Source organism: Lelliottia sp. (genome assembly GCF_045627565.1).
Lineage (GTDB): Bacteria > Pseudomonadota > Gammaproteobacteria > Enterobacterales > Enterobacteriaceae > Enterobacter.
In genome coordinates this window covers 1-25,334 of the sequence record NZ_JAZQNX010000004.1, presented here as the reverse complement: position 1 = coordinate 25,334, position 25,334 = coordinate 1, and the positions used below count along the sequence as shown (strand labels likewise).

Here is a 25,334-nt window from a genome sequence, read left to right as displayed (position 1 = left end):
CGTTAATGGCCCGATAGAATAGCGATATCAATTTATAGCGAGCCATGTGCGAAATGAATAGTTGTAAAGCACTGCTCTGTGGCAGCCATCGCAGTTTAACCCTTTGTGCTGTAGCCCCAAGTCTATGCGAGTGTCAGCAAAGTGCAAAAAAATCTTACACGTTGAGTCTTGAAAAGAACGCAAGCAGACCCATTTTATGTGTGTAGCCCAAGAACGAACACGCCTGCGGGGTGTTTGGTGGCTCAGTGGCCTGTCCATTGTGGAAGGCAAAAATGACTTGCTGATTTCAGGAGCTTTGATTTATGCGTAATTTCGACTTATCTCCGCTTTACCGTTCTGCTATTGGTTTTGACCGTCTGTTCAACCACTTAGAAAATAATCAAAGCCAGAGCAACGGCTACCCTCCTTATAACGTTGAACTGGTGGACGAAAACCACTACCGCATCGCCATTGCTGTCGCCGGGTTTGCTGAAAGCGAACTGGAGATCACCGCGCAGGACAACCTGCTGGTGGTGAAAGGCGCACATACGGCCGAGCAAAAAGAGCGCACCTATCTTTACCAGGGTATCGCTGAGCGCAACTTTGAGCGCAAATTCCAGCTCGCCGAAAACATTCATGTTAAAGGTGCAAACCTGGTGAACGGTCTGCTGTTTGTCGATCTGGAACGTGTGATTCCGGAAGAGAAAAAACCGCGCCGTATCGAGATTAACTAATTAAGCGGGTCGCGCTGGCGGCCCACCCAGAATTGCTTGCCGTAAGGGAGCAAATGCGAATCCATCCGGATTTGCAGGTATAACTGCGCACAAAAAAAGTGCTGCACTCGCTTCTCAGAAGGAGAAAATAGTATGCGTAATCATGATTTATCCCCACTTCTGCGTCAGTGGATCGGTTTTGACAAACTGGCTAACGCCCTGCAAAGCACCGCTGAACATCAGGCTTTCCCGCCGTACAACATCGAAAAAAGCGATGACAACCACTATCGCATCACGTTGGCGCTGGCCGGGTTCCGTCAGGACGACTTGGATATCCAGCTCGAAGGCACGCGTTTAACGGTGAAAGGGACGCCTGAAAAACCGGAAACCGAGACCAAATGGCTGCATCAGGGTCTGGTTATTCAGCCGTTCAGCCTGAGCTTTACGCTGGCCGACCATATGGAAGTCACCGGTGCGACCTTTACCAACGGGCTGTTACATATCGATTTGACCCGTAACGTGCCCGAAGCGTTGGCTCCGCAGCGTATCGCCATCAGCGACCGTCCGGCACTGAACAGCTAATCCCCTACGGGGTGATGCCGTCACCCCGGCCTCTCCCACAGGGAGAGGGTGAAAAGATAAAGCCCTGCCTCGGCAGGGCTTTTTTGTGCGCCATCGCCCATACAACCCCCTCACGCTCTGAGAGAATCCTTAAAATAACTCAGGTTATGCTCAGGGAATCGATCATGAGTGATATCGCATTAACGGTTAGCGTGCTGGCCCTGGTGGCGGTGGTAGGGCTGTGGATTGGCAATATCAAAATTCGTGGTGTTGGGCTTGGCATCGGCGGGGTGCTGTTCGGCGGGATTTTTATTGGCCATTTTGCCGAGCAACTGGGCATCACGCTCAGTGCTGAGATGCTGCATTTCATTCAGGAATTCGGCCTGATCCTCTTTGTGTACACCATCGGCATCCAGGTCGGTCCGGGTTTTTTCGCCTCTCTGCGCGTCTCCGGCCTACGGCTCAACCTCTTTGCGCTCGGGATTGTGGTGATGGGCGGCGTAGTGACCGCTATTCTGCATAAACTCTTCGAGATACCGCTGCCGGTGGTGCTGGGGATTTTCTCCGGTGCGGTCACCAACACGCCAGCGCTGGGGGCTGGACAACAAATATTGCGCGATCTGGGCATCGCCCCTGACGTCGTAGACCAGATGGGGATGAGCTATGCGATGGCCTATCCGTTCGGGATCTGCGGGATTCTGCTGACCATGTGGCTGGTGCGCGTTCTGTTTCGCATCAACGTTGACGATGAAGCCAAAAAGCACGAATCTGCGATGACCAACGGCCACGCGCTGATCAAAACCATCAATATCCGTGTCGAAAACCCTAACCTCAGCAATATGGCGATTCAGGATGTCCCGATTCTGAACAGTATCAACATCATCTGCTCGCGCCTCAAACGCGGCGATATGCTGATGGTGCCGTCGCCAGGAACCGTCATTCAAATCGGCGATTTACTGCATCTGGTCGGGCAACCGGGTGATTTACACAGCGCGCAGCTGGTGATCGGCCAGGAGGTTGAAACCTCTCTTTCCACCCGCGGAACCGACATGCGTGTGGAGCGTGTGGTGGTCACGAACGAACAGGTTTTGGGCAAGAAAATCCGCGATTTGCAGGTAAAAGAGCGCTACGACGTCGTTATCTCCCGCCTAAATCGCGCGGGCGTGGAACTGGTCGCCAGCCCGGATGCCAGCCTGCAGTTTGGCGATATCCTTAATCTGGTGGGGCGTCCGTCGTCTATCGACGCGGTGGCGGATATGGTGGGCAACGCTCAGCAAAAATTGCAGCAGGTACAGATGCTGCCGGTGTTTATCGGCATTGGGCTTGGCGTGTTGCTCGGGTCTATTCCGCTGTATGTGCCGGGTTTTCCGGTGGCGCTGAAGCTTGGCCTGGCGGGCGGGCCGCTGATCATGGCGCTGATTCTTGGGCGTATCGGCTGCATCGGAAAGCTGTACTGGTTTATGCCACCGAGCGCGAACCTGGCGTTGCGCGAACTGGGCATCGTGCTGTTTCTTTCCGTTGTCGGGCTAAAATCGGGCGGTGATTTTATAGATACGCTGGCCCACGGCGAGGGCATCAGCTGGATTGGCTACGGCTTTTTCATCACCGCCGTTCCACTGCTGACGATCGGGATTCTGGCGCGGATCTTCACCAACATGAACTACCTGACGCTGTGCGGCATGCTGGCCGGTTCGATGACCGATCCGCCTGCGCTGGCCTTTGCCAATAACCTGCACGCCACCAGTGGCGCGGCAGCGCTGTCCTATGCCACGGTTTATCCGCTGGTGATGTTCCTGCGCATCATCACCCCGCAGCTACTGGCCGTGCTGTTCTGGGGGATGGGCTAATAGCGCCTCCGGATGGATGCGCCGCAGATGGTAGTCCACCTGGTAATCACTGGTATTGCGGAACATCACGGAATAATTGAGGAACTCGCCGCTGTCGCTGTAGGAAAGAGACGTTATCCGCAGCAGCGGCGTATGCTCAGGTAAGTTCATATAGTTAGCAAGTTGTTTATCCGCTAAAACCGGTGTCAGGCTCTCAATGTTGCCGCTGATCGTTATCCCGCACTCTTTCTCAATATAATCAAACTTCGACCCTTCAAGATGCGCCAGCGAAAGATGACGGAACAGTTTTACGGGCATAAAACTGTCTTCCAGCATCAGCGGTTTCCCCTCGACGTAACGCACCCGGCGCGAAAAATAGATCCGCTCATCAATCTGAATGCGCAATTGGCTGGCAATGGCAGGCGGCGCGAGCATCACTTCAAACTGCAACACCTTACTCTGCACCTCTTTTCCCTGCTGGCGCAGCACCTCCACTAACCCCGTCAGGTTGGTGGTTTCATGATGGACGTCTTTTCGCGCCACAAAGGTGCCGCTGCCATGGCGACGTACCACCAGGCCCCAGCTCACCAGCAGATCCAGGGCTTTGCGGATGGTCATACGCGCGACGCCAAACTCCTGCGCCAACGTTTTCTCACCGGGTAAGGGGCTGCCGATATTGTAGTCGGATGAATTCAGCCGCAAACGTAATCTGTCAGCAATAGATTTGTAGATCACCTGTAGACCTCTCTGCCCCTATTTATCCGGTCATTCCGCTCAAACATGTCCAGATTTTAAGTAAAAAGTAGACCTCACTGAGCAAAATAAAACCATGAATACGATCACGAATCGCAGCGGCGCGCGATGTTAACGACTGAGCAAATTCTTATTCTGATTTCAGGCCAGCAAAAAACCATAAAGGCCTCTACTCCTACAGGTTGTTAAATGAGGATTTAATATGCTCAGTCAAATACAACGTTTTGGCGGCGCTATGTTTACCCCGGTGCTGTTATTTCCCTTCGCAGGCATTGTCGTCGGTATTGCCATCATGCTGCGCAATCCGCTTTTTGTGGGCGAGGCATTAACTGCACCCGATCATTTATTTGCACAGATTATTCATATTATTGAAGAGGGCGGCTGGGCGGTGTTCCGTAATATGCCGCTTATTTTCGCCGTTGGCTTACCGATTGGTCTGGCTAAACAGGCTCAGGGCCGAGCCTGTCTGGCGGTGCTGATTAGCTTCCTGACCTGGAACTACTTTATTAACGCGATGGGAATGACCTGGGGTCATTTCTTTGGCGTGAACTTTATGGCCGAACCCACTGCAGGAAGCGGGCTGGCGATGATCGCCGGTATCAAAACCCTCGATACCAGCATTATTGGCGCGATTGTTATTTCCGGTCTGGTGACGGCGATTCACAACCGCTATTTCGATAAACAGCTTCCCGTCTTTCTTGGCATATTCCAGGGTACTTCGTTTGTGGTGATCATCGCTTTCTTTGTGATGATTCCGTGTGCGTGGCTCACGCTGCTCGGCTGGCCGAAAGTTCAGATGGGTATTGAATCCCTTCAGGTCTTTTTACGCTCAGCCGGGGCGCTTGGGGTGTGGGTTTATACCTTCCTGGAACGCATTCTGATTCCAACCGGACTGCATCACTTTGTCTATGGTCCGTTTATTTTCGGTCCGGCAGCGGTAGAGGGCGGCATACAGGTGTACTGGGCGCAGCACTTACAGGAATTTAGCAAGAGCACCGAACCGCTGAAAACCCTGTTCCCGGAAGGCGGCTTTGCCTTGCACGGTAACTCTAAGGTGTTTGGCTCTGTCGGGATTGCGCTGGCGCTGTGGTACACCGCAGCAAAGGAAAACCGCGTCAAAGTTGCCGGGCTGCTGATCCCCGCCACGCTCACCGCCATGCTGGTGGGCATTACCGAACCGCTTGAATTCACCTTCCTGTTTATATCGCCGCTGCTGTTTGCCGTTCACGCCGTTCTGGCTGCCACTATGGCGATGGTGATGTACATCTTCGGCGTGGTGGGCAACATGGGCGGCGGGTTGCTTGACCAGTTCCTGCCACAAAACTGGATCCCGATGTTCCACAACCATGCCTCGATGATGTTCACCCAGATAGGCATCGGCCTGTGCTTCACCGCGCTCTATTTCATCATCTTTAAAACGCTGATTGAACGCTTCAACTTCAAAACGCCGGGCCGCGAAGAGAGTGAAATCAAACTCTACAGCAAGGCCGACTACAAGGCTGCACGTGAGCAAACCACCGTTGCGGCGAATACCTCCGCAGGCCAGGCAGTGGGCTATCTGCAGGCACTGGGCGGGGCGGGCAACATCGAAAGCATCAATAACTGCGCCACCCGGCTACGTATCACGCTGGTCGATATGGCAAACACACAAAGTGACGACGTCTTCAAATCCCTTGGCGCCCACGGCGTGGTGCGTCGCGGCAACGGCATTCAGGTGATTGTCGGGCTGCACGTCCCGCAGGTGCGCGATCAGCTTGAATCGCTGATGAAAACGCCTTCCCCCCTTGAATCTTCCACCATGACAGAGGCTGTATCATGAAAAAATTCTCAGTTGTTATCGCAGGCGGCGGCAGCACGTTTACACCGGGTATCGTTCTGATGCTGTTAGCAAACCGCGATCGCTTTCCGCTCCGCGCGCTGAAATTCTATGACAACGACGGCGCACGTCAGGAAACCATCGCCGAGGCGTGCAAAATTATTCTTCAGGAACAGGCACCCGAGGTCGATTTTAGTTATACCACCGACCCGAAAGCGGCGTTTACCGACGTTGATTTTGTGATGGCGCATATCCGCGTCGGCAAATATCCGATGCGTGAAAAAGACGAAAAAATCCCGCTGCGTCACGGCGTGCTGGGTCAGGAAACCTGCGGTCCTGGCGGGATCTCCTACGGTATGCGCTCTATTGGTGGCGTCCTTGAGCTGGTGGATTATATGGAGCAATACTCGCCGAACGCGTGGATGCTGAACTACTCCAACCCAGCGGCGATTGTGGCGGAAGCGACCCGTCGGCTGCGCCCTAACGCCAAAATCCTCAACATCTGTGATATGCCGATCGGCATTGAAGGGCGCATGGCGCAGATTGTCGGCCTGAAGGATCGCAAAGAGATGCGTGTGCGTTACTACGGTCTTAATCACTTTGGCTGGTGGACGTCGATTGAAGATTTAAACGGTAACGATCTGATGCCGAAATTGCGTGAATATGTCGCGAAACATGGCTATGTGCCGCCGTCTGACGATGTGCATACCGAAGCGAGCTGGAACGATACCTTTGCCAAGGCGAAAGACGTTCAGGCGCTGGACCCGGACACGATGCCAAACACTTATCTGAAATATTACCTTTTCCCGGACTACGTGGTGGCACACTCCAATCCAGAACGCACCCGGGCGAATGAAGTGATGGATCACCGTGAGAAGCACGTATTCAGCTCCTGCCGGGCGATTATCGAAGCCGGGAAATCCTCCGCCGGTGAGCTGGAAATCGACGAACATGCGTCGTACATCGTTGATCTGGCGACCGCTATCGCCTTCAACACACAAGAACGCATGCTGCTGATTGTGCCAAACAACGGCGCTATCCATAACTTTGATGCGGACGCGATGGTCGAAATTCCGTGCCTGGTGGGCAAAAATGGCCCGGAACCGTTAACCGTGGGTGATATTCCGCACTTCCAGAAAGGGCTGATGGGCCAGCAGGTGGCCGTCGAAAAACTGGTGGTTGATGCCTGGGAACAGCGCTCATACACCAAACTGTGGCAGGCGATTACGCTGTCGAAAACCGTGCCGAGCGCTTCTGTGGCGAAAGCCATTCTTGATGACCTGATCGACGCTAATAAAGATTACTGGCCAGAACTGCATTAATCCTGACCACCGGCATCGTCCTGATGCCGGTCTCCTTGTCCGTCTCGATTTACGCTATGCTGAGGCCAGCATGCGGCACGACAAGGAGTTTTCATGAGAATTTCCCGCTTCGGCGAAGCGCCCGATTATCGCTTTTCGCTGGCAAACGAACGTACATTTTTGGCGTGGATCCGCACTGCGCTGGGCTTTCTGGCGGCGGGCGTTGGGCTGGATCAGCTCGCCCCGGATTTCGCCACCCCGCTGATTCGCGAAGTGCTGGCGTTACTGCTCTGCCTGTTCGCAGGCATCCTGGCGATCTACGGGTATCTGCGCTGGCTGCGCAATGAAAAAGCGATGCGCCTGAAGCAAGACCTGCCCTATACGCGCGGGCTGTTTATCATCAGCGTGATGTTGCTGTCGGTAGCGGCCGTGGTAATGGCGCTGGTGTTTTATGGTGGATAGCCGCAAAGCGCGGCGCGAGGCCGATCCCGGCCTGCAACCGGAGCGCACTTCACTCGCCTGGCTGCGCACAATGCTGGGTTACGGCGCGCTGATTGCGCTGGCGATCAAGCACAACTGGCATCGTACGGGGCTGCCGTTCTGGATATCGATGGTAGTGCTGGCCTTGGTCGGGGTTATTTTGTGGCGCTACACCCGCAGCCGCAATGTGATGGACGTGAATCACGCTGATTTCGTGCAGCCGAAAGCCGTGCGTGACAAATTCCTGATTGCTCTCGCAGTGCTCTCTCTCGCATTACTGTTTGCGGTCACGCACATACAGCAAATCTTTCTGTTTTTAGGAACATAAACCCCAGGCGTTAAACCTGTGCGGCTGATGCTCTCCAGAAAAGAAATACGCCAGCCACAGAAAAATCATCTTCCCTTCGCAAGATATTTTGCCATCTCATCCTGCGGAACCATGCCGCCGCCGGTCGCCCAGACCAGGTGTGTTGTTTTATCCAGCACGTATTTTTTGCTCGCTGAGACGCGAATCGGCCCGGCCATACCCGCCAGCGCTGACGGCTCAAGCTGGATGCCTTCTTCCTGCGCCAGCCAGCTCAGCATGTCGTACATACTCTGATCTGACAGGGTGTAGAATCCGTCCAGCAGGCGCTCCATCGCGCGGCCCACAAATCCCGACGCACGCCCCACGGCCAGCCCGTCCGCCGCCGTTACGTTATCGATCCCCAGATCCTGCACCGCAATTTCGTCGTGCAGGCCGGTGTAAACGCCTAACAGCATGCAAGGCGAATGCGTTGGCTCGGCAAAGAAACAGTGAACGTTATCCCCAAACGCCAGCTTCAGCCCGAACGCGACACCACCGGGACCGCCGCCGACGCCACACGGCAGATAGACAAACAGCGGATGTTCCGCATCCACGACCCGTCCCTGCGCTGCGAATTGCGCTTTCAAACGCGCGCCCGCCACCGCATAGCCTAAAAACAGCGTGCGCGAGTTTTCGTCATCGATAAAGAAACAGTTCGGATCGCTTTCGGCGGCTTTACGCCCCTACTCAACGGCGACGCCGTAATCCTGTTCATACTCAACCACTTCTACGCCATGGCTGCGTAGTTTCGCCTTTTTCCATTCGCGGGCGTCGGCGGACATATGCACCGTCACCTTAAAGCCGATGCGCGCGCTCATGATCCCGATCGACATGCCCAGATTACCGGTGGACCCGACGGCGATGCTGTAGTTGCTGAAAAAACCCGTAAAGCGCGGTTCCAGTAAAACGCGGTAATCGTCGGTTAACGACAGCAATCCGGCTCCAAGCGCCAGTTTTTCGGCATGGGTCAGCACTTCGTAAATCCCGCCACGGGCTTTGATGGAGCCGGAAATGGGCAGGTGGCTGTCCTTTTTTAGCAGCAGCGTGCCAGGGATTTTTTCACCAGATGCCTTTTCCAGGCGCTTATGCATGGAAGGGATAGCCACCACGTCAGATTCGATAATGCCGTTTTTCTCAGCCGTTTCTGGAAATGCTGTTGCCAGATACGGTGCAAAACGCGCCAGACGCGCATGGGCATCGTCAACATCCGTCTGTGTGAGACCCACATGCGGCAAACCCTCGGCAAGCGTAGCGGTGCGCGGATTAAACCAGGTTGTCTCTTTCAGGGCGATAAGATCGTCGACCAAAGGAAACTGGGCGATGAGCGGGCTGATTGCAGTTGTATTCATCATTTTTCTCAGAATAAGTTCGCTTTGACTCTACACCATTCACGAAAAAGCGTGCTAAATACAGAGTATTGCTTTCGATTTTACGCAAGGTTAACCGTGTTAAAACCGTTGATTGCTGCTGCGCTCATTTTCTCTGCAGGCTTCTGTTTTGCTGCCGATCCCCCGCTGACGGCTGCGCGCTATGCGCAGCAGCTCGGCGTGGGTATCGACGTTGACTGGGCACGCACCGAGCGCGGTATCCGTGAGTTTGATCCGCTGGTGGTCCGCGATTTTCGTGCGAAAGGTTTTACCCATGTCCGCATTCGCGTGGCGGGTGAACCCACGGAAGCGCGTCTGATCCATCTTCGCAAACTGGTGGAGGCCTGCGATCACTACGGCGTCATTCCGATTATCGCCTATCAGGCTGATGAATATAAAAATGACCCGAAAGCGGAAAACGAAAAAGAGGTGGTGAACTGGTGGATTGCCGTGGCGCACTACTTCGAGAAAAGCTCGCCGTTGCTGGGGTTTGACCTGATTTATGAGCCGGCGGATAAGCTGAATCACAATCTGGCTTCCCTGAATCGCGTCTACGAAAAAACGATCAAAACCGTTCACGGCATCGATGCGCAAAGAATGATTTTTGTCGCTCCGCGCTTACGCGCGGCACCGGAGGACCTGTCCAGCCTGAAACTCCCCGCACACAGCCAAAACTATGTGCTGGCTGAATGGCATATCTTCCCGTGGGGACCGCTCAAAAATAACGGCAAATACCCGTGGACGTCGGGTACGGCGGCAGAGAAATCGGCTATTCGTAGCCGGATCAATGCGGCGCTGCGCTGGCAGCAAAAAACCGGACACGTCAGTTGGGTGGGCGGTTGGGGCGTGGGTGAATCCAGCCGCCTGACGCCGTCGGTGGAACAGATGGCATTCGCCAGCTTTATGGCTTGCGAGCTTCAACAGGCCAAAATTCCCTACGCCATCAACGCGGATTTTCAGTTTTATGACGGGGAAGAGGGGGCGTGGCGGTCGGCACCAGAACCGTTATTGCAGGTGATGATGACACCGGTTTGCGAAAAGCCCGACGAGATGCCGGACCATCATGCGGTTAAACCATCTGCTCGTGATGCGGCTCACGTGACGCCAGCGGTAGCCAGCAAAGTAAAATCAGTAGCCCCATCAGTGTCATCAGCAGGCCAAGGCTAGCCTGACCGGTCTGTGGCATCATCGCTGAAAGCCAGGCCAGCGCGCCGGAACCGATATTTTGTAAGCCGCCCACCAGCGCGCCCGCGGTGCCAGCGAGGAAGGGAAACGGCTCCATCGCGCCGCTGGTGGCCAGCGGGAACAGCATGCCTGCGCCAAAGAAGAACAGCGCGGCGGGGATCAGCAGCGTCCAGACCGTCATCACGCCAAGCAACCCGGGGATCCACATCATCACGCCGGCCAGCAAGCAGCTGAGCACCGATTGCCACATCAGCGTCGAAAAGCGCTTATTCGGGCGACCGGCGAACCATGCGCCAAAAAATGCCGCCGGAATCGGCAGGATAAACAGAATACTTACCACCATACTGCTCAGACCCAAACCCGCGCCCAACAGCACGCCGGAGCAGGCCTCGAACACCGCAATGCCCGCCAGACCACCAATTAACATCAGCAGATAACAGCTGAACGCCCCGTTACCGAAAAGCGTTTTATAGTTGGCGATAAGTTTTGTGCGCGGCGCGCCAGTCGGACGCGTCTCGGGCATCCAGCGCGCCATGCTGAACGTGACGATGATGCACAGTATCAGCAGGAAAGCGTAACAGGCGCGCCATGACCAGATGCTGTCCAGCACGCCGCCAATCAGCGGAGCCAGCAACGGACTGACCAAAATGCCCATGTTCAGCAGGCTGTTAGCGTGGCGCAGCTGCGTGCCTTGATACATATCGCGCGGCAGCGTTCGGGCCATCACGCCGCCCACGCCGGTTCCCATGCCTTGCAGCGCGCTGGCGGCAATCAGAAGGGGCAGGCTGTGTGTCGTCATGGCAATCGCTGTGGCGAGCATGAAAATCGACATCCCAACCAGAATTACCGGACGACGCCCGACGCGGTCGGAAAGCGGACCGTAGAAGAGTTGCGATACGCCATAGGTGAGCAGATAGGCAGCCATCACGCTCTGGACCGCGCCTTCGCGCACGCTGAGATCCTTTGCTATGTCTGCAATGGCCGGAATATAAATGGTTTGCGCCATCTGACCGACAGCCACCAGTAACACCAGCATCAACAGTAAATTAACGTTCCGTTGTTTTTTCATGTCGCTCAATACGTTCGCCAAAAGTGATAAATGAAGAATAAGTGACTGCATTTTGCCGTAAATTCGCGTGGAATCTACCACACAGACGCGACAAATTAATCATTGCAAAGGTGAATGATTGAGCGGGGAAAGGCAGGATTTATAAACAATGCTCGGCAACTTATGTTGCCAGCAGGCTACGGTAAACGGGCGCGTTATACCGCGCAAAAAAGGCGGTGGGTGATGCGCGGCTCATCGGCGACCAGGTTAAACCCGGCACGATGGTAAAATCCGTACGCAGCCTCTGGCGCGTGGGTATTGAGGAAATCAAACCAGATGCTGGCATCGGCCATCACCACGGCAAGCAGCTGTTTGCCGATCCCCAGACCGCGGCACTTTTCGCTGATGTACAGATGACGAATGCGCCCCGCCCGAGGCTGCTGGCTAAAGGGATCGCGGTTAATTCCGCACACGCCGACCAGCTTCCCGTTAAGAAAGGCGCCCAGCAGCTTTTCACCCGGCGCGTTGAAGCGGTTTTCGCCGCGCTGCCAGTTCTCTTCGAGCCTGCGCAGCATGTTGAAATGTAGCGCGAGGCTTTCTGCCTTTAGAGCGATATAGCCCGGTTCATCAGGCGTAATAGGTTCAATTAACAAACGCGACATAGCATTCCCTCGTGATTAAAGAGGGGCGGTTGCCCGCCCCTCTCAGGTGCGACTTGAACCTGAATTACCGAACGTATTTCAGGACAGCATCAAGCAGTTGCAGTACAGCAACAATGAGTTTGAGGATAAGTATGACCATATCCACGACGCCCATACGCGTCTCCTTTTGGTTAAAAGGAGCACGATGCTGGCGAACCTTTCCGCCGCCTGTGGCCAGCACCTGGATTGACGTAACACAGTGTGCTCACTTCAGGGGGTTAAGGCACTGACGGCACCACCCGTTTCAGCCAGGACTTCGTTGCGCCGGTAGAACTGCGGCCCCCTCGCTCACTGCGAACACCCTCAGTATAGATAAATGCTGTATGCATGAACAGTATTTTATGGACAAAAACGTGAAGCCGATCCATACTCAAAAACGTCAAAATCCGTGCCTGAATTGCGCGTTCGTCTGCGATCGCGTATACTTTTTGCGTTGACGTAACACAGTGTGTTCTGCGGCGACCAACTGCAAAACCCTGATAAAAACCTCGCTTAGGCGGGGTTTTTTGTTTTCTGGTCTGGCCATAAAAAACTGCTGGATAAAGGAGGGTTCTGCTATTTGGCTTCGCTGTGAACTAGCCAGGATCGCTTAAGCAACTCTATTTATGAATAGATATTAGACTCATTTTGTAATGATAACAGTGCTAAATGTGTGAACTAATATAAACCGCTAATGCCCCTCAAGTAATAAACCTGTTTCGCCCATAATCGTAATAAATAAAATCGAGATAACTTTTTTTTTATGTGAATGTTTATGTAAGACAACTTTACCGGTTTGAATTTCTGGACTTTTCAATGTATATTTCTATAGCCGCAATCATTGTGTGGATAAATTATGCAAGCATCTGATTATTTAAAGATGAAGTTCCAGAGCGACAGGCAGTTGGCTATTTATGGACAGCAAGGTGTTGCAGGAACATGGAGAGCATTAAAGGGGATCGGCTCTGATATTTACTCAGGAATGGAACGTGTGAGCTGGTACTCATCATGCTTAATCCCCAGCTATCACGATGTGTGTGACGAGCTTCTCTCAGAAGAAAAGAGGATGTATCTCTCCATTCTCTCGCTTTACCGTTATCGCGATGTGATAGCACACATGCTCTATCTTTATTTTGAAAGTGTTATTACCGATTCTGAAAATGGAAATGAACAAAATCGCGTTCGAAAGATGGATTCAAAAGTAACCGGGCTTGTTAATAACATACCGACCAGCAAGGCCGCGCGTTTAGCGATAGCATGGGGCTGGCCAAATCCCTTTCCGAATCAGGCTTGCTGTCTGAAATTGTCGTCGAGCGGCTTGCACGCCGCGTACCTAACGTTGTCATGGCGCTTCAATTGATTGGAACGGAACAGAAGTGCGCTCTTGCTGCCCGTCGCCTGAAAACGCAGGACCCTAAGTATTACGCGACCCTGTATGCCACACAACTGGAGATGCTTTACTACTTTTTTGAGCCTTTCCTGTCTGAATTCATTAATAAGGTTCAAATGGGATTCTATAAGGATTTCGATGCAATTTATAACGACTTAAAGGACAAGGGGCATGTTTAAGAGTCTGTTATCAATTCTATTTGCGGATGTTTTATTCCCTGTTTATATTTTTGCGTGCGCCTCTTTGTTTCTGTGGTTGGTGCCTAACCACTGGGTATTACTAACATTCATTTCTATCATTGTATTTATTATTGTTCATCCGATAATTTTCGACCGCTTTGATAAGTACGATTAAGTTTTATAAAAATGACTTTATATGTCAAACCCAGCTTATTTATTTTTAACAGATGAAAATGGTTCTCCCATGATTGGCCCTTGCGTTGTGTTAGGGCGTGAAGGTGCAATTGAACTCAAATCATTCACTCATAATGTCAACATCCCAGTCGACGGGAATACCGCGAAATTGACGGGCACGCGTATACACATGCCCATCATGTTCCAGAAAGAATTTGATCGTGTAACTCCGCTTCTCTTTCGCGCGCTGAGCACGGGAAGAACGCTCCAGTTAGCCACCTTTAAGATGTATCAGATTAATGAGGCGGGTTTCGAACAGGAATATTTTAATATCCTCCTGGAAAATGTGAAAATAGCTTCAATCACACCAGACCTGTATCCCGGCGCAAACACCGGAACACACCTTGAAATGGTTCTCATACGCTACGAGAAAATCACCTGGAAGCATTGCGACGGCAATGTCATCTATAGTGACTCCTGGAATGAGCGAGCAACGTACTGAAACGTGATCTCTGACGCATTTTTACTCAGATGAAAATATTTCCATTGTCACGCCCGAAAACCTGTGTTTGTATAAATTCAATCAATGATTCCAAACACAGGTCCCCAATGACTTCATCCATCTTCACTTCGACCCTACTAAAAACTGCGCAACCTGCCGCAGTGGTCGTCGTGCGTGTGGTGGTGGTCGTCGGCAATGCGCCGTAGGGACTGGATCAACACACGAATCCAAAACCCCGCCGGCGCAAACCGGGCGGGGTTTTTCGTTTAGACCCTCCCCCGGAAAGCTGGCTCAGAAGAAAAGGACTGGAGCATGGCAAGTTCGGGCACAACATCCTCAAAGACGCGCTTTACGGGCGCGCAGTTAATCGTTCACTTACTGGAACGACAGGGCATTACCATCGTTGCGGGCATTCCGGGCGGCACCGTTCTTCCGCTGTATGACGCGTTAAGCCAAAGCACGCAAATCCGCCATGTACTGGCACGTCACGAACAGGGCGCAGGTTTTATCGCGCAAGGTATGGCGCGCACACAGGGCAAACCGGCAGTCTGCATGGCCTGTAGCGGGCCGGGCGCGACCAACCTGGTCACCGCCATCGCCGATGCGCGTCTCGACTCCATCCCGCTGATTTGTATCACCGGCCAGGTCCCTTCTTCGATGATCGGCACCGATGCGTTCCAGGAAGTCGACACCTACGGCATCTCTATCCCCATCACCAAACATAACTATTTAGTTCGCGATATCGCTGAATTACCGCAGGTTATTAGCGATGCGTTTCGTATCGCACAATCCGGCCGCCCAGGCCCGGTGTGGATAGACATTCCTAAGGATGTGCAAACCGCTGAAATCGATATCGACGTTTTCCCGGAGCCGGGTGACCGTGCGGCCGCGCCGGAATTTAGCGCCGACAGCATACGTGACGCGGCGGCGATGATTAACGCGGCCAAACGGCCGGTGCTCTATTTAGGTGGTGGCGCCATTGACGCGTCTGAAGCCGTTCGCGAATTTGCTGAAAAAGCCCATCTGCCAACCACCATGACCTTAATGGCGCTGGGCATGCTGCCCAAAGCGCACCCGCTCTCGTTGGGCATGCTGGGGATGCACGGCGCGCGCAGCACTAACTATATACTGCAAGAGTCTGATTTGTTGATTGTTCTCGGTGCACGTTTTGATGACCGGGCGATTGGTAAAACCGAGCAGTTCTGCCCGAACGCCAAAATCATTCACGTCGACATCGATCGCTCTGAGCTGGGCAAAATTAAGCAGCCGCACGTGGCGATTCAGGGCGATGTGGCCGAGGTTCTGGCGCAGTTAATTCCGCAAACCCATGCCACTGAAAACACAGAATGGTGCCAGCTGGTGGCCGATTTGCAACGGGAGTTCCCGAGCGCGATCCCGACCGAAGGCGATCCGCTGAGCCATTACGGGCTGATCAACGCCGTGGCCACCTGCGTTGACGACAGCGCCATCATCACCACCGACGTGGGTCAGCACCAGATGTGGACCGCGCAGGCTTATCCGCTGAACCGTCCGCGCCAGTGGTTGACGTCCGGCGGGTTGGGGACGATGGGCTTTGGTCTGCCTGCGGCGGTTGGCGCGGCGCTGGCCAATCCGGATCGCAAAGTGATTTGCTTCTCCGGCGACGGTAGCCTGATGATGAACATTCAGGAAATGGCGACGGCGGCTGAAAACCAGTTAGACGTAAAAATCATTCTGATGAACAACGAAGCGCTGGGTCTGGTGCATCAGCAGCAGAGCCTGTTCTACAAGCAGGGCGTGTTTGCTGCGACCTATCCGGGGATGATCAACTTTATGCAGATCGCCGCAGGCTTTGGTCTGCACGCCTGCGATTTGAACGCGGAAGCCGATCCGCACGCGGCGTTGCAGGCGGCGATTTCGCGCCCAGGACCAGCGCTGATTCACGTGCGTATCGATCCACAGCAAAAAGTCTATCCGATGGTCCCACCAGGTGCGGCCAATACTGAAATGGTGGGGGAATAAACCATGCAGAAGCAACATGATAACGTCATTCTGGAACTCACCGTCCGCAACCACCCTGGCGTCATGACCCACGTCTGCGGGCTGTTTGCCCGTCGTGCATTTAACGTCGAAGGCATTCTCTGCTTGCCGATTCAGGGCAGCGAACAGAGCCGCATCTGGCTCTTAGTGAATGACGATCAGCGCCTCGAACAGATGATGGCCCAGATCGATAAACTGGAAGATGTGACCAAAGTGGTGCGCAACCAGTCCGACCCGACGATGTTTAACAAGATTTCCGTCTTCTTCGAATAAATCGCTCATAGCTTGAACACCCACGCGCTTATCGTTAAGGTAAGCGCGTTTTTTATCCGCCAGGAATACCTCATGACCACCATCGCGCTTATCGACGATCACCTTATCGTCCGCTCCGGTTTTGCCCAGCTTCTGAGCCTGGAGCCGGATTTTCAGGTCGTCGCCGAATTTGGTTCGGGCCGCGAAGCGCTGGCGGGCCTGCCGGGGCGCGGGGTGCAGGTGTGTATTTGCGATATTTCGATGCCGGATCTCTCCGGGCTGGAATTGCTCAGCCAACTGCCGAAAGGCCTATCGACCATTATGCTCTCGGTGCACGACAGTCCGGCGCTGGTGGAACAGGCGCTTAACGCCGGAGCGCGCGGGTTTCTGTCTAAACGCTGTAGCCCGGATGAACTGATTTCTGCGGTGCGCACCGTGGCGGCGGGCGGCTGTTATCTGACACCGGAGATCGCCATTAAGCTTGCGGCGGGGCGTCAGGATCCGCTGACGAAACGCGAGCGACAGGTGGCAGAAAAACTGGCGCAGGGAATGGCGGTGAAAGAAATCGCCGTCGAGCTGGGGTTATCGCCTAAAACGGTTCACGTCCACCGCGCCAACCTGATGGAAAAACTCGACGTCAGCAACGACGTCGAGCTGGCGCGCCGTATGTTTGACGGCTGGCAATGAATCCCTTTTTCTCGCGACTGGTCTCCGGTGTCGCCAGCTTCTTTATCTTCTCTGCTGCCTGGTTTTGCCTGTGGAGCATCAGCCTGCATCTGGTCGAACGGCCAGAACTGGCAGTGTTGCTTTTCCCATTTGGCCTGCGCCTCGGGCTGATGCTGCAATGCCCGCGCGGCTACTGGCCCGTGTTGCTGGGCGCGGAATGGTTGCTGCTGTTCTGGCTCGCACAGGAAGTGGCACTTGCGCATCTGCCTTTGCTGATTCTCGGCGGCGTATTGACGTTACTGCCCGTGGCGCTGATCTCACGCTATCGCCACCAGCGCGACTGGCGCACCTTGCTGTGGCAGGGCGCGGCGCTGATTGCCGCCGCACTGTTACAGTCACTGCCGTGGATCGGCCAGCAAGAAATGCTCAACGCTTTGCTGCTGACCCTGACCGGTGGGTTGACGCTCGCGCCCACTTGCCTCGTGATCTGGCACTACCTCACCAGCACCGTCTGGCAGCCGCTGGGACCTGCGCTGGTTTCCCAGCCGGTGAACTGGCGCGCTCGGCATCTGATCTGGTATCTGCTGCTGTTTGTGGTCAGCCTGTGGTTGCAGCTGGGGCTGCCTGCTGAACTTTCGCGCTTTACGCCGTTTTGTCTGGCGCTGCCGATTATTGCGCTGGCGTGGCACTACGGCTGGCAGGGGGCGCTGATCGCCACGCTGATGAACGCGATCGCCCTGATTGCCAGCCAGACCTGGCACGATCATCCCGTCGATTTATTGCTCTCGCTGCTGGCGCAAAGCCTGACCGGGCTGCTGCTGGGCGCGGGTATTCAGCGCCTGCGTGAACTCAATCAGTCATTACAAAACGAGCTGGCGCGCAACCGACGTCTGGCAGAACGGCTGGTCGAAACCGAAGAGAGCGTGCGGCAGGAAGTGGCGCGTGAACTGCACGACGATATCGGCCAGACGATCACCGCCATCCGCACTCAGGCGGGGATTGTTCAGCGCCTGGCGCCGGAAAACGGCGGCGTGATCCAGAGCGGGGCGCATATCGAGCAGCTCTCGCTCGGGGTGTACGATTCGGTGCGGCGTCTGCTTGGGCGGCTGCGTCCGCGCCAGCTCGACGACCTGTCGCTGGAGCTGGCGGTGCGTTCTCTGATGCGCGAGATGGAGCTGGAAAGCCGCGGTATCGTCAGCCATCTCGACTGGCGCATTGACGAATCAACCCTGAGCGAAGGCCAGCGCGTGACGCTGTTTCGCGTTTGTCAGGAAGGACTGAATAATATCGTCAAGCACGCCAACGCCAGCGCGGTGACGCTAAAGGGCTGGCAACAGGATGAGCGCTTAATGCTGCTTATCGAAGACGATGGCTGCGGCCTGCCGCCGGGTTCCGGCCAGCAGGGCTTTGGCCTGGCGGGGATGCGCGAGCGCGTCACGGCGCTTGGCGGCACGCTGGCGATTTCATGTACCCACGGCACGCGCGTCAGCGTCAGTTTGCCGCGACGCGTTGCCTAAGGACCGATGATGTTTACCTTCCTAAAAACGCCTGCAAACGCCGCGCCGATGGGCGATAAAGCGGAAATCGACGCGCGCTATCGCTACTGGCGACGCCATATTTTGATGACCATCTGGCTCGGCTACGCGCTGTTCTACTTCACCCGTAAAAGCTTCAACGCCGCCGCGCCGGAAATCCTTGCCAGCGGCGTGATGACGCGCACCGACATCGGCCTGCTGGCAACGCTGTTTTACATCACTTATGGGCTGTCGAAGTTTTTCTCCGGCATCGTCAGCGACCGCTCCAACGCCCGCTATTTTATGGGTCTTGGGCTGATTGCCACCGGCGTGGTGAATATCCTGTTCGGCTTTTCGACGTCGCTGTGGGCGTTTGCGTTGCTATGGGCGCTGAACGCCTTTTTCCAGGGATGGGGCGCGCCAGTGTGCGCCCGTCTGCTGACCACCTGGTATTCGCGTAACGAGCGCGGCGGCTGGTGGGCGATCTGGAACACCGCGCATAACGTCGGCGGGGCGTTGATCCCGATGGTGGTGGGTGCCGCTGCGCTGCACTACGGCTGGCGCGCGGGGATGATGATTGCGGGCGGGCTGGCGATTTTCGCCGGGCTGTTCTTGTGCTGGCGTCTGCGCGACAGGCCGCAAACCGTCGGTCTGCCGGAGGTGGGCGACTGGCGGCACGACGAAATGGAAATCGCTCAGCAGCAGGAAGGTGCGGGACTCACCCGCAAAGAGATCCTCACCAAATACGTGCTGAAAAACCCGTACATCTGGCTGCTGTCGCTGTGCTATGTGCTGGTTTACGTGGTGCGTGCGGCGATCAACGACTGGGGCAATCTGTACATGTCCGAGACGCTGGGCGTGGACCTGGTCACGGCCAACTCGGCAGTGACGATGTTCGAGCTGGGCGGGTTTATCGGCGCGCTGGTGGCAGGTTGGGGATCGGACAAACTCTTCAACGGCAATCGTGGCCCGATGAACCTGATTTTTGCCGCCGGGATTTTGCTCTCCGTTGGTTCGCTATGGCTGATGCCGTTCGCCAGCTACGTGATGCAGGCGGCGTGTTTCTTCACCACCGGTTTCTTCGTGTTCGGCCCGCAAATGCTGATCGGCATGGCCGCAGCCGAGTGTTCGCACAAAGAGGCGGCGGGCGCGGCAACGGGATTCGTCGGACTGTTTGCCTATTTGGGGGCGTCGCTTTCCGGCTGGCCGCTGGCGCGAGTGATCGACGTCTGGCACTGGAGCGGTTTCTTTGCGGTTATCGCCATCGCAGCAGGGATTTCTGCCCTGCTGTTGTTGCCATTTTTGAATGCTCAAGCCCCGCGCGCGCTGAACGAAGCGTGATGTGCCTCACCTTTTCGCCCCAACCGGGGCAAAACTAAGAAATTTTCTCGGTTTCGCCTGGACGCTGTCTCAGGCGAGTTTCCCCGCTGATTTTTACAATGCCAGCCATTCGCAGGACTAAAAATCAGCTCAGGAGATACCCATGCTGGCCTTCCTCAACCAGGTGCGCAAGCCGACCCTGGATCTGCCGCTCGATGTGCGGCGCAAGATGTGGTTTAAGCCGTTCATGCAGTCCTATCTGGTGGTCTTTATTGGCTACCTGACCATGTATCTGATCCGCAAAAACTTCAACATCGCGCAGAACGACATGATCACCACCTACGGGCTGAGCATGACGCAGCTGGGGATGATCGGCCTGGGCTTTTCCATCACCTACGGCGTGGGGAAAACCGTCGTTTCCTACTACGCGGACGGCAAAAATACCAAGCAGTTCCTGCCGTTCATGCTGATCCTCTCTGCCATTTGTATGCTCGGCTTTAGCGCCAGCATGGGCACCGGGTCAGTCAGCCTGTTTATGATGATCGCTTTCTACGCCCTGAGCGGATTCTTCCAGAGTACCGGCGGGTCGTGCAGCTATTCGACCATCACTAAATGGACGCCGCGCCGCAAGCGTGGGTCTTACCTCGGCATGTGGAATATCTCCCACAACCTGGGCGGGGCGGGTGCAGCAGGCGTGGCGCTGTTTGGCGCAAACGTCCTGTTCGACGGTCACGTCATCGGTATGTTTATCTTCCCGTCGATTATCGCGCTGATTGTCGGCTTTATCGGCCTGCGCTACGGCAGCGACTCCCCGGAATCCTATGGCCTGGGCAAAGCGGAAGAGCTGTTTGACGAAGAGCTGAGCGAAGAAGACAAAGAAGCCGAAGATGAGTCGATGACCAAATGGCAGATCTTCGTGGAGTATGTGCTGAAAAACAAAGTCATCTGGCTGCTGTGTTTCTCCAATATTTTCCTGTACGTGGTGCGCATCGGTATCGACCAGTGGTCCACCGTGTACGCCTTCCAGGAACTGAAATTGTCCAAAGAGGTGGCGATTCAGGGCTTTACCCTGTTTGAAGTGGGCGCGCTGGTCGGTACGCTGCTGTGGGGTTGGCTGTCGGATCTGGCGAACGGTCGCCGCGCGCTGGTAGCGTGTGTGGCGCTGGCACTGATCATCGCCACGCTCGGTGTTTATCAGCACGCCAGCAATCAGTATGTGTATCTGGCGTCGTTGTTCGCGCTCGGCTTCCTGGTGTTTGGCCCGCAGCTGTTGATTGGCGTCGCGGCCGTCGGATTTGTGCCGAAAAAAGCGATCGGCGCTGCCGATGGGATTAAGGGCACCTTCGCCTATCTGATCGGCGACAGCTTCGCGAAATTAGGCCTCGGTATGATTGCCGACGGCACCCCAATTTTCGGTCTGACTGGCTGGGCGGGCACCTTTGCCGCGCTGGACGCCGCCGCGATCGCCTGTATCTGCCTGATGGCGATGGTCGCCGTCCTGGAAGAGCGCAAAATCCGCCGCGAGAAACGTCTCCAACGACTGAAAATGGCTTGAGTATGCAGTAATGCTTTGCCCGGCTGATCGCCGGGCTTTTTTATGCCTTTTGACCGGAGCGCCGCGCTTCAAGCCTGCCGAATCTGTTTTCGATACCTTTCCAGTTTTTTCCCGTTCACTATTATTATCTCGCCTGCTGTTGACCCCGCGCGTTTCCCGATATCATGAGCAGCTAAAATTAAGGAGAACGCATGGTCTGGATAATGCTGGCCACCCTCGCAGTGGTGTTTATCGTTGGATTTCGCATCCTGACGTCCGATTCGCGCCGCGCAATCAAACGGTTAAGTGAACGTTTAGGTATCACGCCCGTGCCGCTGGAATCCATGATTGATCAGTTTGGTAAAACCGCAGGCAATGAGTTTATCCGCTATCTTGAGCGTCCGGATGAGGCCCATCTGCAAAATGCCGCGCAGGTATTGCTGATCTGGCAGGTTTGCATCGTTGATGGTAGCGATGAGAATCTGCAAACCTGGCATCGACTGCTGCGCAAAGCGCGTCTGGCTGCGCCGATAACCGACGCGCAAATCCGCCTGGCGCTGGGGTTTATGCGCGACATGGAGCCTGAAGCGCATGAGCTGAACGCTTTCCAGCTGCGCTATAACCAATTGTTCCTGCCGGAAGAGGGCGTGTTCTTTTTGCACTGATTTCATCGGCTGCACGAAAGCGCTATCCGTCTTGTCTGGCAATGCGCAGGCATCAAAATGGGATGGCCGCGCCGCCCAGGAAAAGCACAAAAGTTGTCAAAACGTTAAATTGGTCACACTTTTGGTGGTAAACTGTGCGACTTTTCCGCACGTTTATCACCAGGTAACGCCATGACAGAACAGACCCAATCAACGCCCACACCGCATGCCAAAGAGGTCTCGCGCCCAAACTGGTCCGCGGTTTTCTCCGTGGCGTTTTGCGTCGCCTGCCTGATTACCGTGGAATTTTTGCCGGTTAGCCTGCTCACGCCGATGGCGCAGGATCTCGGGATTTCCGAAGGCGTGGCCGGTCAGTCCGTTACCGTCACCGCTTTTGTCGCGATGTTCGCCAGCCTGTTTATCACCCAGGTCATCGGGACTATTGATCGCCGCAAAGTGGTCATTTTATTCGCGGTGTTGTTAACACTTTCCTGCGTACTGGTGTCGTTTGCCAATAGCTTTACCCTGCTGCTGTTGGGCCGAGCCTGCCTGGGGTTAGGGTTAGGCGGATTCTGGGCGATGTCGGCATCGCTGACGATGCGCCTGGTGCCAGCGCGCAAAGTGCCAAAAGCGCTGTCCGTTATCTTTGGTGCGGTCTCCATTGCGCTGGTGATCGCCGCACCGCTGGGCAGTTTCCTCGGCGGAATTATTGGTTGGCGTAATGTGTTTAACGGCGCTGCGGTGATGGGTGTGTTATGTATTTTCTGGGTGTGGAAAGCGTTGCCGTCGCTGCCGGGTGAGCCTGCGCATCATAAAGAAAACATGTTTAGCCTGCTCAAACGCCCTGGCGTGCTGGCGGGGATGACCGCCATCTTTATGGCCTTTGCCGGGCAGTTTGCGTTCTTTACCTATATCCGTCCGATTTTCACTACGCTTTCTGGCTTTGATGTCGACGGCCTGACCCTTGTGCTGTTGAGCTTTGGTATCGCCAGTTTTGTCGGTACGTCGCTGTCGGCACAGTTTCTTAAACTCTCGCTGAAAGTGGCGCTGGCAGGGGCACCGCTGGTGCTGGCGATAAGCGCAGCCGTGCTGATTTTCTGGGGGAGCGATAAGTGGGTGGCGTCTGCGATTGCGATTATCTGGGGTTTTGCCTTTGCGCTGGTGCCAGTTGGCTGGTCAACGTGGATCACCCGTTCTCTTGCCGATCAGGCAGAAAAAGCCGGGTCTATTCAGGTGGCCGTCATTCAGCTGGCGAATACTTGTGGTGCGGCAGTAGGAGGTTACGCGTTGGATAATTTAGGGCTGACGTCACCGTTGGTGCTTTCCGGCACGCTGATGTTGCTCACCGCGCTGCTGGTGGCGGGAAAAGTGAAGGCGAAGTAGCCCCTTCCCAATCTGAGGTCTGGTTGATTAATAACCGCCAGTTCCTTATACTTGTACCGTAACTTGTACAGGAGGCATTATGCAGGTTGTCACTTTTACCGAAGCGCGAAGCCGCTTGAAAGATGTCTTAGATGACGTCAACGATAACGTTGAAACCACTATTATCAGCCGCCGTAACGGTGGAGACGCGGTGGTGATGTCGCTTCAGCACTACAACTCAATGATGGAAACAATCCATCTGATGAGTTCTCCAGCCAACGCTACGCGACTGATGGAGTCCATTGCTCAGGTGAACAGCGGTCAAACCACGGAACGGGACATTATTGATGAACAGGCTACTCACCTGGACCGATAACGGCTGGGATGATTATGTGTGGTGGCAGGAGCAGGACAGGAAAACGCTACGCAGAATCAATAAACTGATTGAGGATGCGCAACGTCAACCTTTTACTGGGCTTGGCAAACCAGAGCCTCTGCGAGGAAATCTGTCAGGCTACTGGTCCCGCCGCATTAACGATACTGACCGCCTGGTCTATAGCGTGACGGATAGCGCTCTCACCATCGTGATGTGCCGCTACCATTACTAGTGCTTAATGCGCCGTCTCGAATCCATCGAAATCAGCACAACCGACGAAACAATCAAGAACGTCCCCAGCCAGTCCGGCAGTGAAAACGCCACGCCTAATAGCAACACGGAAAGCAGCGCGCTGCTCAGCGGCTCGGCGCAGCTCAAAATGCTCGCTTTAGGTCCGCCGATCATCTGCGCGCCTTTCAGATACAGACTGAAAGTCAGCGCCGTGCCAATCACCACCAGATAGAAAAACGCCAGCAGCAAGCTACCGTCAATCACAAATGTGGTTCCGCGTCCGGCGTAGAACGGCGTCAGCATCAGCCCCGCCAGCAGCATACTCCAGCCAACAATCGGCAGCGTGCCGTAACGGGCAATCAGGGTGGAAGGATAGGTGGTGTAAAACGCGGCGGCAAAGGCCGAAGCGATACCCCAGGCGAGCGCGGCCGGAGAGATGGTCAGCGATGTCGGATCGCCGTGCGTGACCAGCAGAAACGTGCCGATAAGCGACGTCATAATTGCCGCGAAGACAAATATCCCAGGACGCTTTTTACGTACCAGCGCGAACCACGCCACGATAATGGTTGGTGATAAAAATTGCAGCACGGTGGCGGTGGCGGCGTTGGATTTTTCAATCGTCACCAGGAAGGTGAGCTGGACGACCAGTGCGCCGAAAAGCGAGAAAATCAGCAGGCTGATGGCGTCTTTGCGATTTTTGATGACCGAGAAAATTTTGTCGCCGTGGACGAAGGATAATGTCAGCAGAATCACGCCGGTGAACAGCAGGCGGATCATGGTGAGATATGGCGAGGAGATCTGGCTTTTCTCCATGATGTACTGCGCGCAAACCCCTGAGCTACCCCATAAAACGGCGGCAATCAGGACGTTTAGCATCCCTTTTCGTGTGGAACCCATGTTCTCCCCTGCGATGTGTTGGTCTCTTTTTCGGCCAACAGCATAGCATGGGATTTTGCCTGATGGGCTGCGGTCTGGTGCCCTTGTATGTTTAAAGTCACTTCAGTTCCCCGTCAACAGACGGGTAAACTGTCAATGCGTTTGACCTGATGCCACAGCCCGTTAGCCCTCTGGGTTTTCAAGCCCGCGGGTGAGCTCATGGCGTGGCATCAGTTTTCC

Annotated in this window: 27 protein-coding genes, 1 pseudogene and 1 other annotated feature; of the genes and pseudogenes, 22 read left to right on the top strand and 6 right to left on the bottom strand. The window is 55.0% G+C overall.

All coding sequences use genetic code 11. The features are described 5' to 3' along the window. The first annotated feature begins 236 nt into the window (after positions 1–236). Positions 237–309 (top strand) — a sequence feature (ROSE (Repression Of Heat Shock gene Expression) occurs in the 5'-region of heat shock genes and acts as an RNA thermometer to modulate expression.). From ibpA to ACKI5T_RS02175, 3 genes are all read left to right on the top strand, one after another. Further along, a complete protein-coding gene (ibpA, locus tag ACKI5T_RS02185) occupies positions 303–713 on the top strand; it encodes a small heat shock chaperone IbpA (protein ID WP_059180655.1) in 411 nt (136 codons plus the stop codon). (Overlaps the previous feature by 7 nt.) 132 nt (positions 714–845) lie before the next feature. After that, positions 846–1,274: a small heat shock chaperone IbpB gene (gene ibpB / locus ACKI5T_RS02180; RefSeq protein ID WP_011915282.1), complete on the top strand. Its 429-nt coding sequence runs from the start codon at positions 846–848 to the stop codon at positions 1,272–1,274. A 164-nt stretch (positions 1,275–1,438) separates the two neighbouring features. Then, positions 1,439–3,100 carry a putative transporter gene (locus ACKI5T_RS02175; RefSeq protein ID WP_407435247.1) on the top strand — a complete coding sequence of 554 codons (1,662 nt, stop codon included), beginning with the start codon at positions 1,439–1,441 and terminating at the stop codon, positions 3,098–3,100. On the opposite strand, the gene ACKI5T_RS02170 is transcribed toward ACKI5T_RS02175, so the two are convergent. Then, complete coding sequence (locus tag ACKI5T_RS02170; RefSeq protein ID WP_407435246.1) at positions 3,068–3,814, bottom strand: GntR family transcriptional regulator; 747 nt, start codon at positions 3,812–3,814, stop codon at positions 3,068–3,070. The genes ACKI5T_RS02175 and ACKI5T_RS02170 overlap by 33 nt on opposite strands. A gap of 220 nt (positions 3,815–4,034) precedes the next feature. Here ACKI5T_RS02170 and ACKI5T_RS02165 point away from each other — a divergent pair, with 220 nt between their 5' ends. The 4 genes from ACKI5T_RS02165 (at position 4,035) to ACKI5T_RS02150 (ending at position 7,757) form a co-directional block, all read left to right on the top strand. Then, positions 4,035–5,651, top strand: coding sequence for an alpha-glucoside-specific PTS transporter subunit IIBC (locus ACKI5T_RS02165; protein WP_407435244.1), 1,617 nt, complete (start codon positions 4,035–4,037; stop codon positions 5,649–5,651). Next, a complete protein-coding gene (locus tag ACKI5T_RS02160) occupies positions 5,648–6,970 on the top strand; it encodes a 6-phospho-alpha-glucosidase (RefSeq protein WP_059180650.1) in 1,323 nt (440 codons plus the stop codon). Before ACKI5T_RS02165 ends, ACKI5T_RS02160 begins: the two co-directional genes overlap by 4 nt. Positions 6,971–7,063: 93 nt before the next feature. Continuing rightward, complete coding sequence (locus ACKI5T_RS02155; RefSeq protein ID WP_011915287.1) at positions 7,064–7,411, top strand: YidH family protein; 348 nt, start codon at positions 7,064–7,066, stop codon at positions 7,409–7,411. Beyond that, positions 7,401–7,757: a DUF202 domain-containing protein gene (locus ACKI5T_RS02150; protein ID WP_407435241.1), complete on the top strand. Its 357-nt coding sequence runs from the start codon at positions 7,401–7,403 to the stop codon at positions 7,755–7,757. The genes ACKI5T_RS02155 and ACKI5T_RS02150 overlap by 11 nt, the downstream gene beginning before the upstream one ends. Positions 7,758–7,822: 65 nt before the next feature. Here the strand turns inward: ACKI5T_RS02150 and dsdA are convergent. Next, positions 7,823–9,127 (bottom strand): annotated as a pseudogene (gene dsdA, locus ACKI5T_RS02145) (D-serine ammonia-lyase). Between the two features lie 93 nt (positions 9,128–9,220). Between dsdA and ACKI5T_RS02140 the strand changes: the two are divergent. After that, positions 9,221–10,309 (top strand): cellulase family glycosylhydrolase, encoded by a 1,089-nt coding sequence (locus ACKI5T_RS02140; protein WP_407435240.1) that lies wholly within the window; start codon positions 9,221–9,223, stop codon positions 10,307–10,309. Here the strand turns inward: ACKI5T_RS02140 and emrD are convergent. The 3 genes from emrD to tisB all read right to left on the bottom strand — a co-directional run bounded on the left by emrD (position 10,212) and on the right by tisB (position 12,191). Then, complete coding sequence (gene emrD / locus ACKI5T_RS02135; RefSeq protein WP_407435238.1) at positions 10,212–11,396, bottom strand: multidrug efflux MFS transporter EmrD; 1,185 nt, start codon at positions 11,394–11,396, stop codon at positions 10,212–10,214. The two genes, ACKI5T_RS02140 and emrD, sit on opposite strands and share 98 nt — an antisense overlap. 194 nt (positions 11,397–11,590) lie before the next feature. Beyond that, positions 11,591–12,037 (bottom strand): GNAT family N-acetyltransferase, encoded by a 447-nt coding sequence (locus tag ACKI5T_RS02130; protein ID WP_011915292.1) that lies wholly within the window; start codon positions 12,035–12,037, stop codon positions 11,591–11,593. 64 nt (positions 12,038–12,101) lie between these two features. Continuing rightward, positions 12,102–12,191, bottom strand: coding sequence for a type I toxin-antitoxin system toxin TisB (tisB, locus tag ACKI5T_RS02125; RefSeq protein ID WP_119936442.1), 90 nt, complete (start codon positions 12,189–12,191; stop codon positions 12,102–12,104). A gap of 720 nt (positions 12,192–12,911) precedes the next feature. Here tisB and ACKI5T_RS02120 point away from each other — a divergent pair. The 14 genes from ACKI5T_RS02120 (at position 12,912) to ACKI5T_RS02055 (ending at position 24,219) form a co-directional block, all read left to right on the top strand. Continuing rightward, complete coding sequence (locus ACKI5T_RS02120) at positions 12,912–13,415, top strand: hypothetical protein (protein WP_407435236.1); 504 nt, start codon at positions 12,912–12,914, stop codon at positions 13,413–13,415. After that, positions 13,400–13,624, top strand: coding sequence for a hypothetical protein (locus ACKI5T_RS02115; RefSeq protein WP_407435234.1), 225 nt, complete (start codon positions 13,400–13,402; stop codon positions 13,622–13,624). Before ACKI5T_RS02120 ends, ACKI5T_RS02115 begins: the two co-directional genes overlap by 16 nt. 196 nt (positions 13,625–13,820) lie before the next feature. Beyond that, positions 13,821–14,300 carry an Hcp family type VI secretion system effector gene (locus ACKI5T_RS02110; RefSeq protein ID WP_407435232.1) on the top strand — a complete coding sequence of 160 codons (480 nt, stop codon included), beginning with the start codon at positions 13,821–13,823 and terminating at the stop codon, positions 14,298–14,300. A gap of 107 nt (positions 14,301–14,407) precedes the next feature. Further along, positions 14,408–14,506: an ilvB operon leader peptide IvbL gene (ivbL, locus tag ACKI5T_RS02105; protein WP_057979964.1), complete on the top strand. Its 99-nt coding sequence runs from the start codon at positions 14,408–14,410 to the stop codon at positions 14,504–14,506. Positions 14,507–14,612: 106 nt separating this feature from the next. Beyond that, entirely contained in the window at positions 14,613–16,301 is a 1,689-nt protein-coding gene (ilvB, locus tag ACKI5T_RS02100; protein WP_407435231.1) for an acetolactate synthase large subunit, read from the top strand. 3 nt (positions 16,302–16,304) lie between these two features. After that, on the top strand, positions 16,305–16,592 hold the full coding sequence (ilvN, locus tag ACKI5T_RS02095; protein ID WP_011915294.1) for an acetolactate synthase small subunit: 288 nt from the start codon (positions 16,305–16,307) through the stop codon (positions 16,590–16,592). A 72-nt stretch (positions 16,593–16,664) separates the two neighbouring features. After that, on the top strand, positions 16,665–17,258 hold the full coding sequence (uhpA, locus tag ACKI5T_RS02090) for a transcriptional regulator UhpA (RefSeq protein WP_011915295.1): 594 nt from the start codon (positions 16,665–16,667) through the stop codon (positions 17,256–17,258). Next, positions 17,255–18,754, top strand: a complete 1,500-nt coding sequence (gene uhpB / locus ACKI5T_RS02085) for a signal transduction histidine-protein kinase/phosphatase UhpB (RefSeq protein ID WP_407435229.1) — start codon at positions 17,255–17,257, stop codon at positions 18,752–18,754. The genes uhpA and uhpB overlap by 4 nt, the downstream gene beginning before the upstream one ends. Positions 18,755–18,763: 9 nt before the next feature. Continuing rightward, positions 18,764–20,092 (top strand): MFS transporter, encoded by a 1,329-nt coding sequence (locus tag ACKI5T_RS02080; protein WP_407435308.1) that lies wholly within the window; start codon positions 18,764–18,766, stop codon positions 20,090–20,092. A 142-nt stretch (positions 20,093–20,234) separates the two neighbouring features. Beyond that, positions 20,235–21,626 carry a hexose-6-phosphate:phosphate antiporter gene (gene uhpT, locus ACKI5T_RS02075; protein WP_407435227.1) on the top strand — a complete coding sequence of 464 codons (1,392 nt, stop codon included), beginning with the start codon at positions 20,235–20,237 and terminating at the stop codon, positions 21,624–21,626. A gap of 191 nt (positions 21,627–21,817) precedes the next feature. Beyond that, a complete protein-coding gene (locus ACKI5T_RS02070; protein ID WP_407435226.1) occupies positions 21,818–22,270 on the top strand; it encodes a DUF1198 domain-containing protein in 453 nt (150 codons plus the stop codon). 171 nt (positions 22,271–22,441) lie between these two features. Beyond that, positions 22,442–23,632 (top strand): purine ribonucleoside efflux pump NepI, encoded by a 1,191-nt coding sequence (gene nepI, locus ACKI5T_RS02065; protein ID WP_407435224.1) that lies wholly within the window; start codon positions 22,442–22,444, stop codon positions 23,630–23,632. Between the two features lie 79 nt (positions 23,633–23,711). Beyond that, entirely contained in the window at positions 23,712–23,987 is a 276-nt protein-coding gene (locus ACKI5T_RS02060; protein WP_407435222.1) for a type II toxin-antitoxin system Phd/YefM family antitoxin, read from the top strand. Next, a complete protein-coding gene (locus ACKI5T_RS02055) occupies positions 23,956–24,219 on the top strand; it encodes a Txe/YoeB family addiction module toxin (RefSeq protein ID WP_407435220.1) in 264 nt (87 codons plus the stop codon). Before ACKI5T_RS02060 ends, ACKI5T_RS02055 begins: the two co-directional genes overlap by 32 nt. Here ACKI5T_RS02055 and ACKI5T_RS02050 read toward each other — a convergent pair. Continuing rightward, positions 24,216–25,115, bottom strand: a complete 900-nt coding sequence (locus tag ACKI5T_RS02050) for an EamA family transporter (protein WP_407435218.1) — start codon at positions 25,113–25,115, stop codon at positions 24,216–24,218. The two genes, ACKI5T_RS02055 and ACKI5T_RS02050, sit on opposite strands and share 4 nt — an antisense overlap. Positions 25,116–25,334 lie beyond the last annotated feature (219 nt).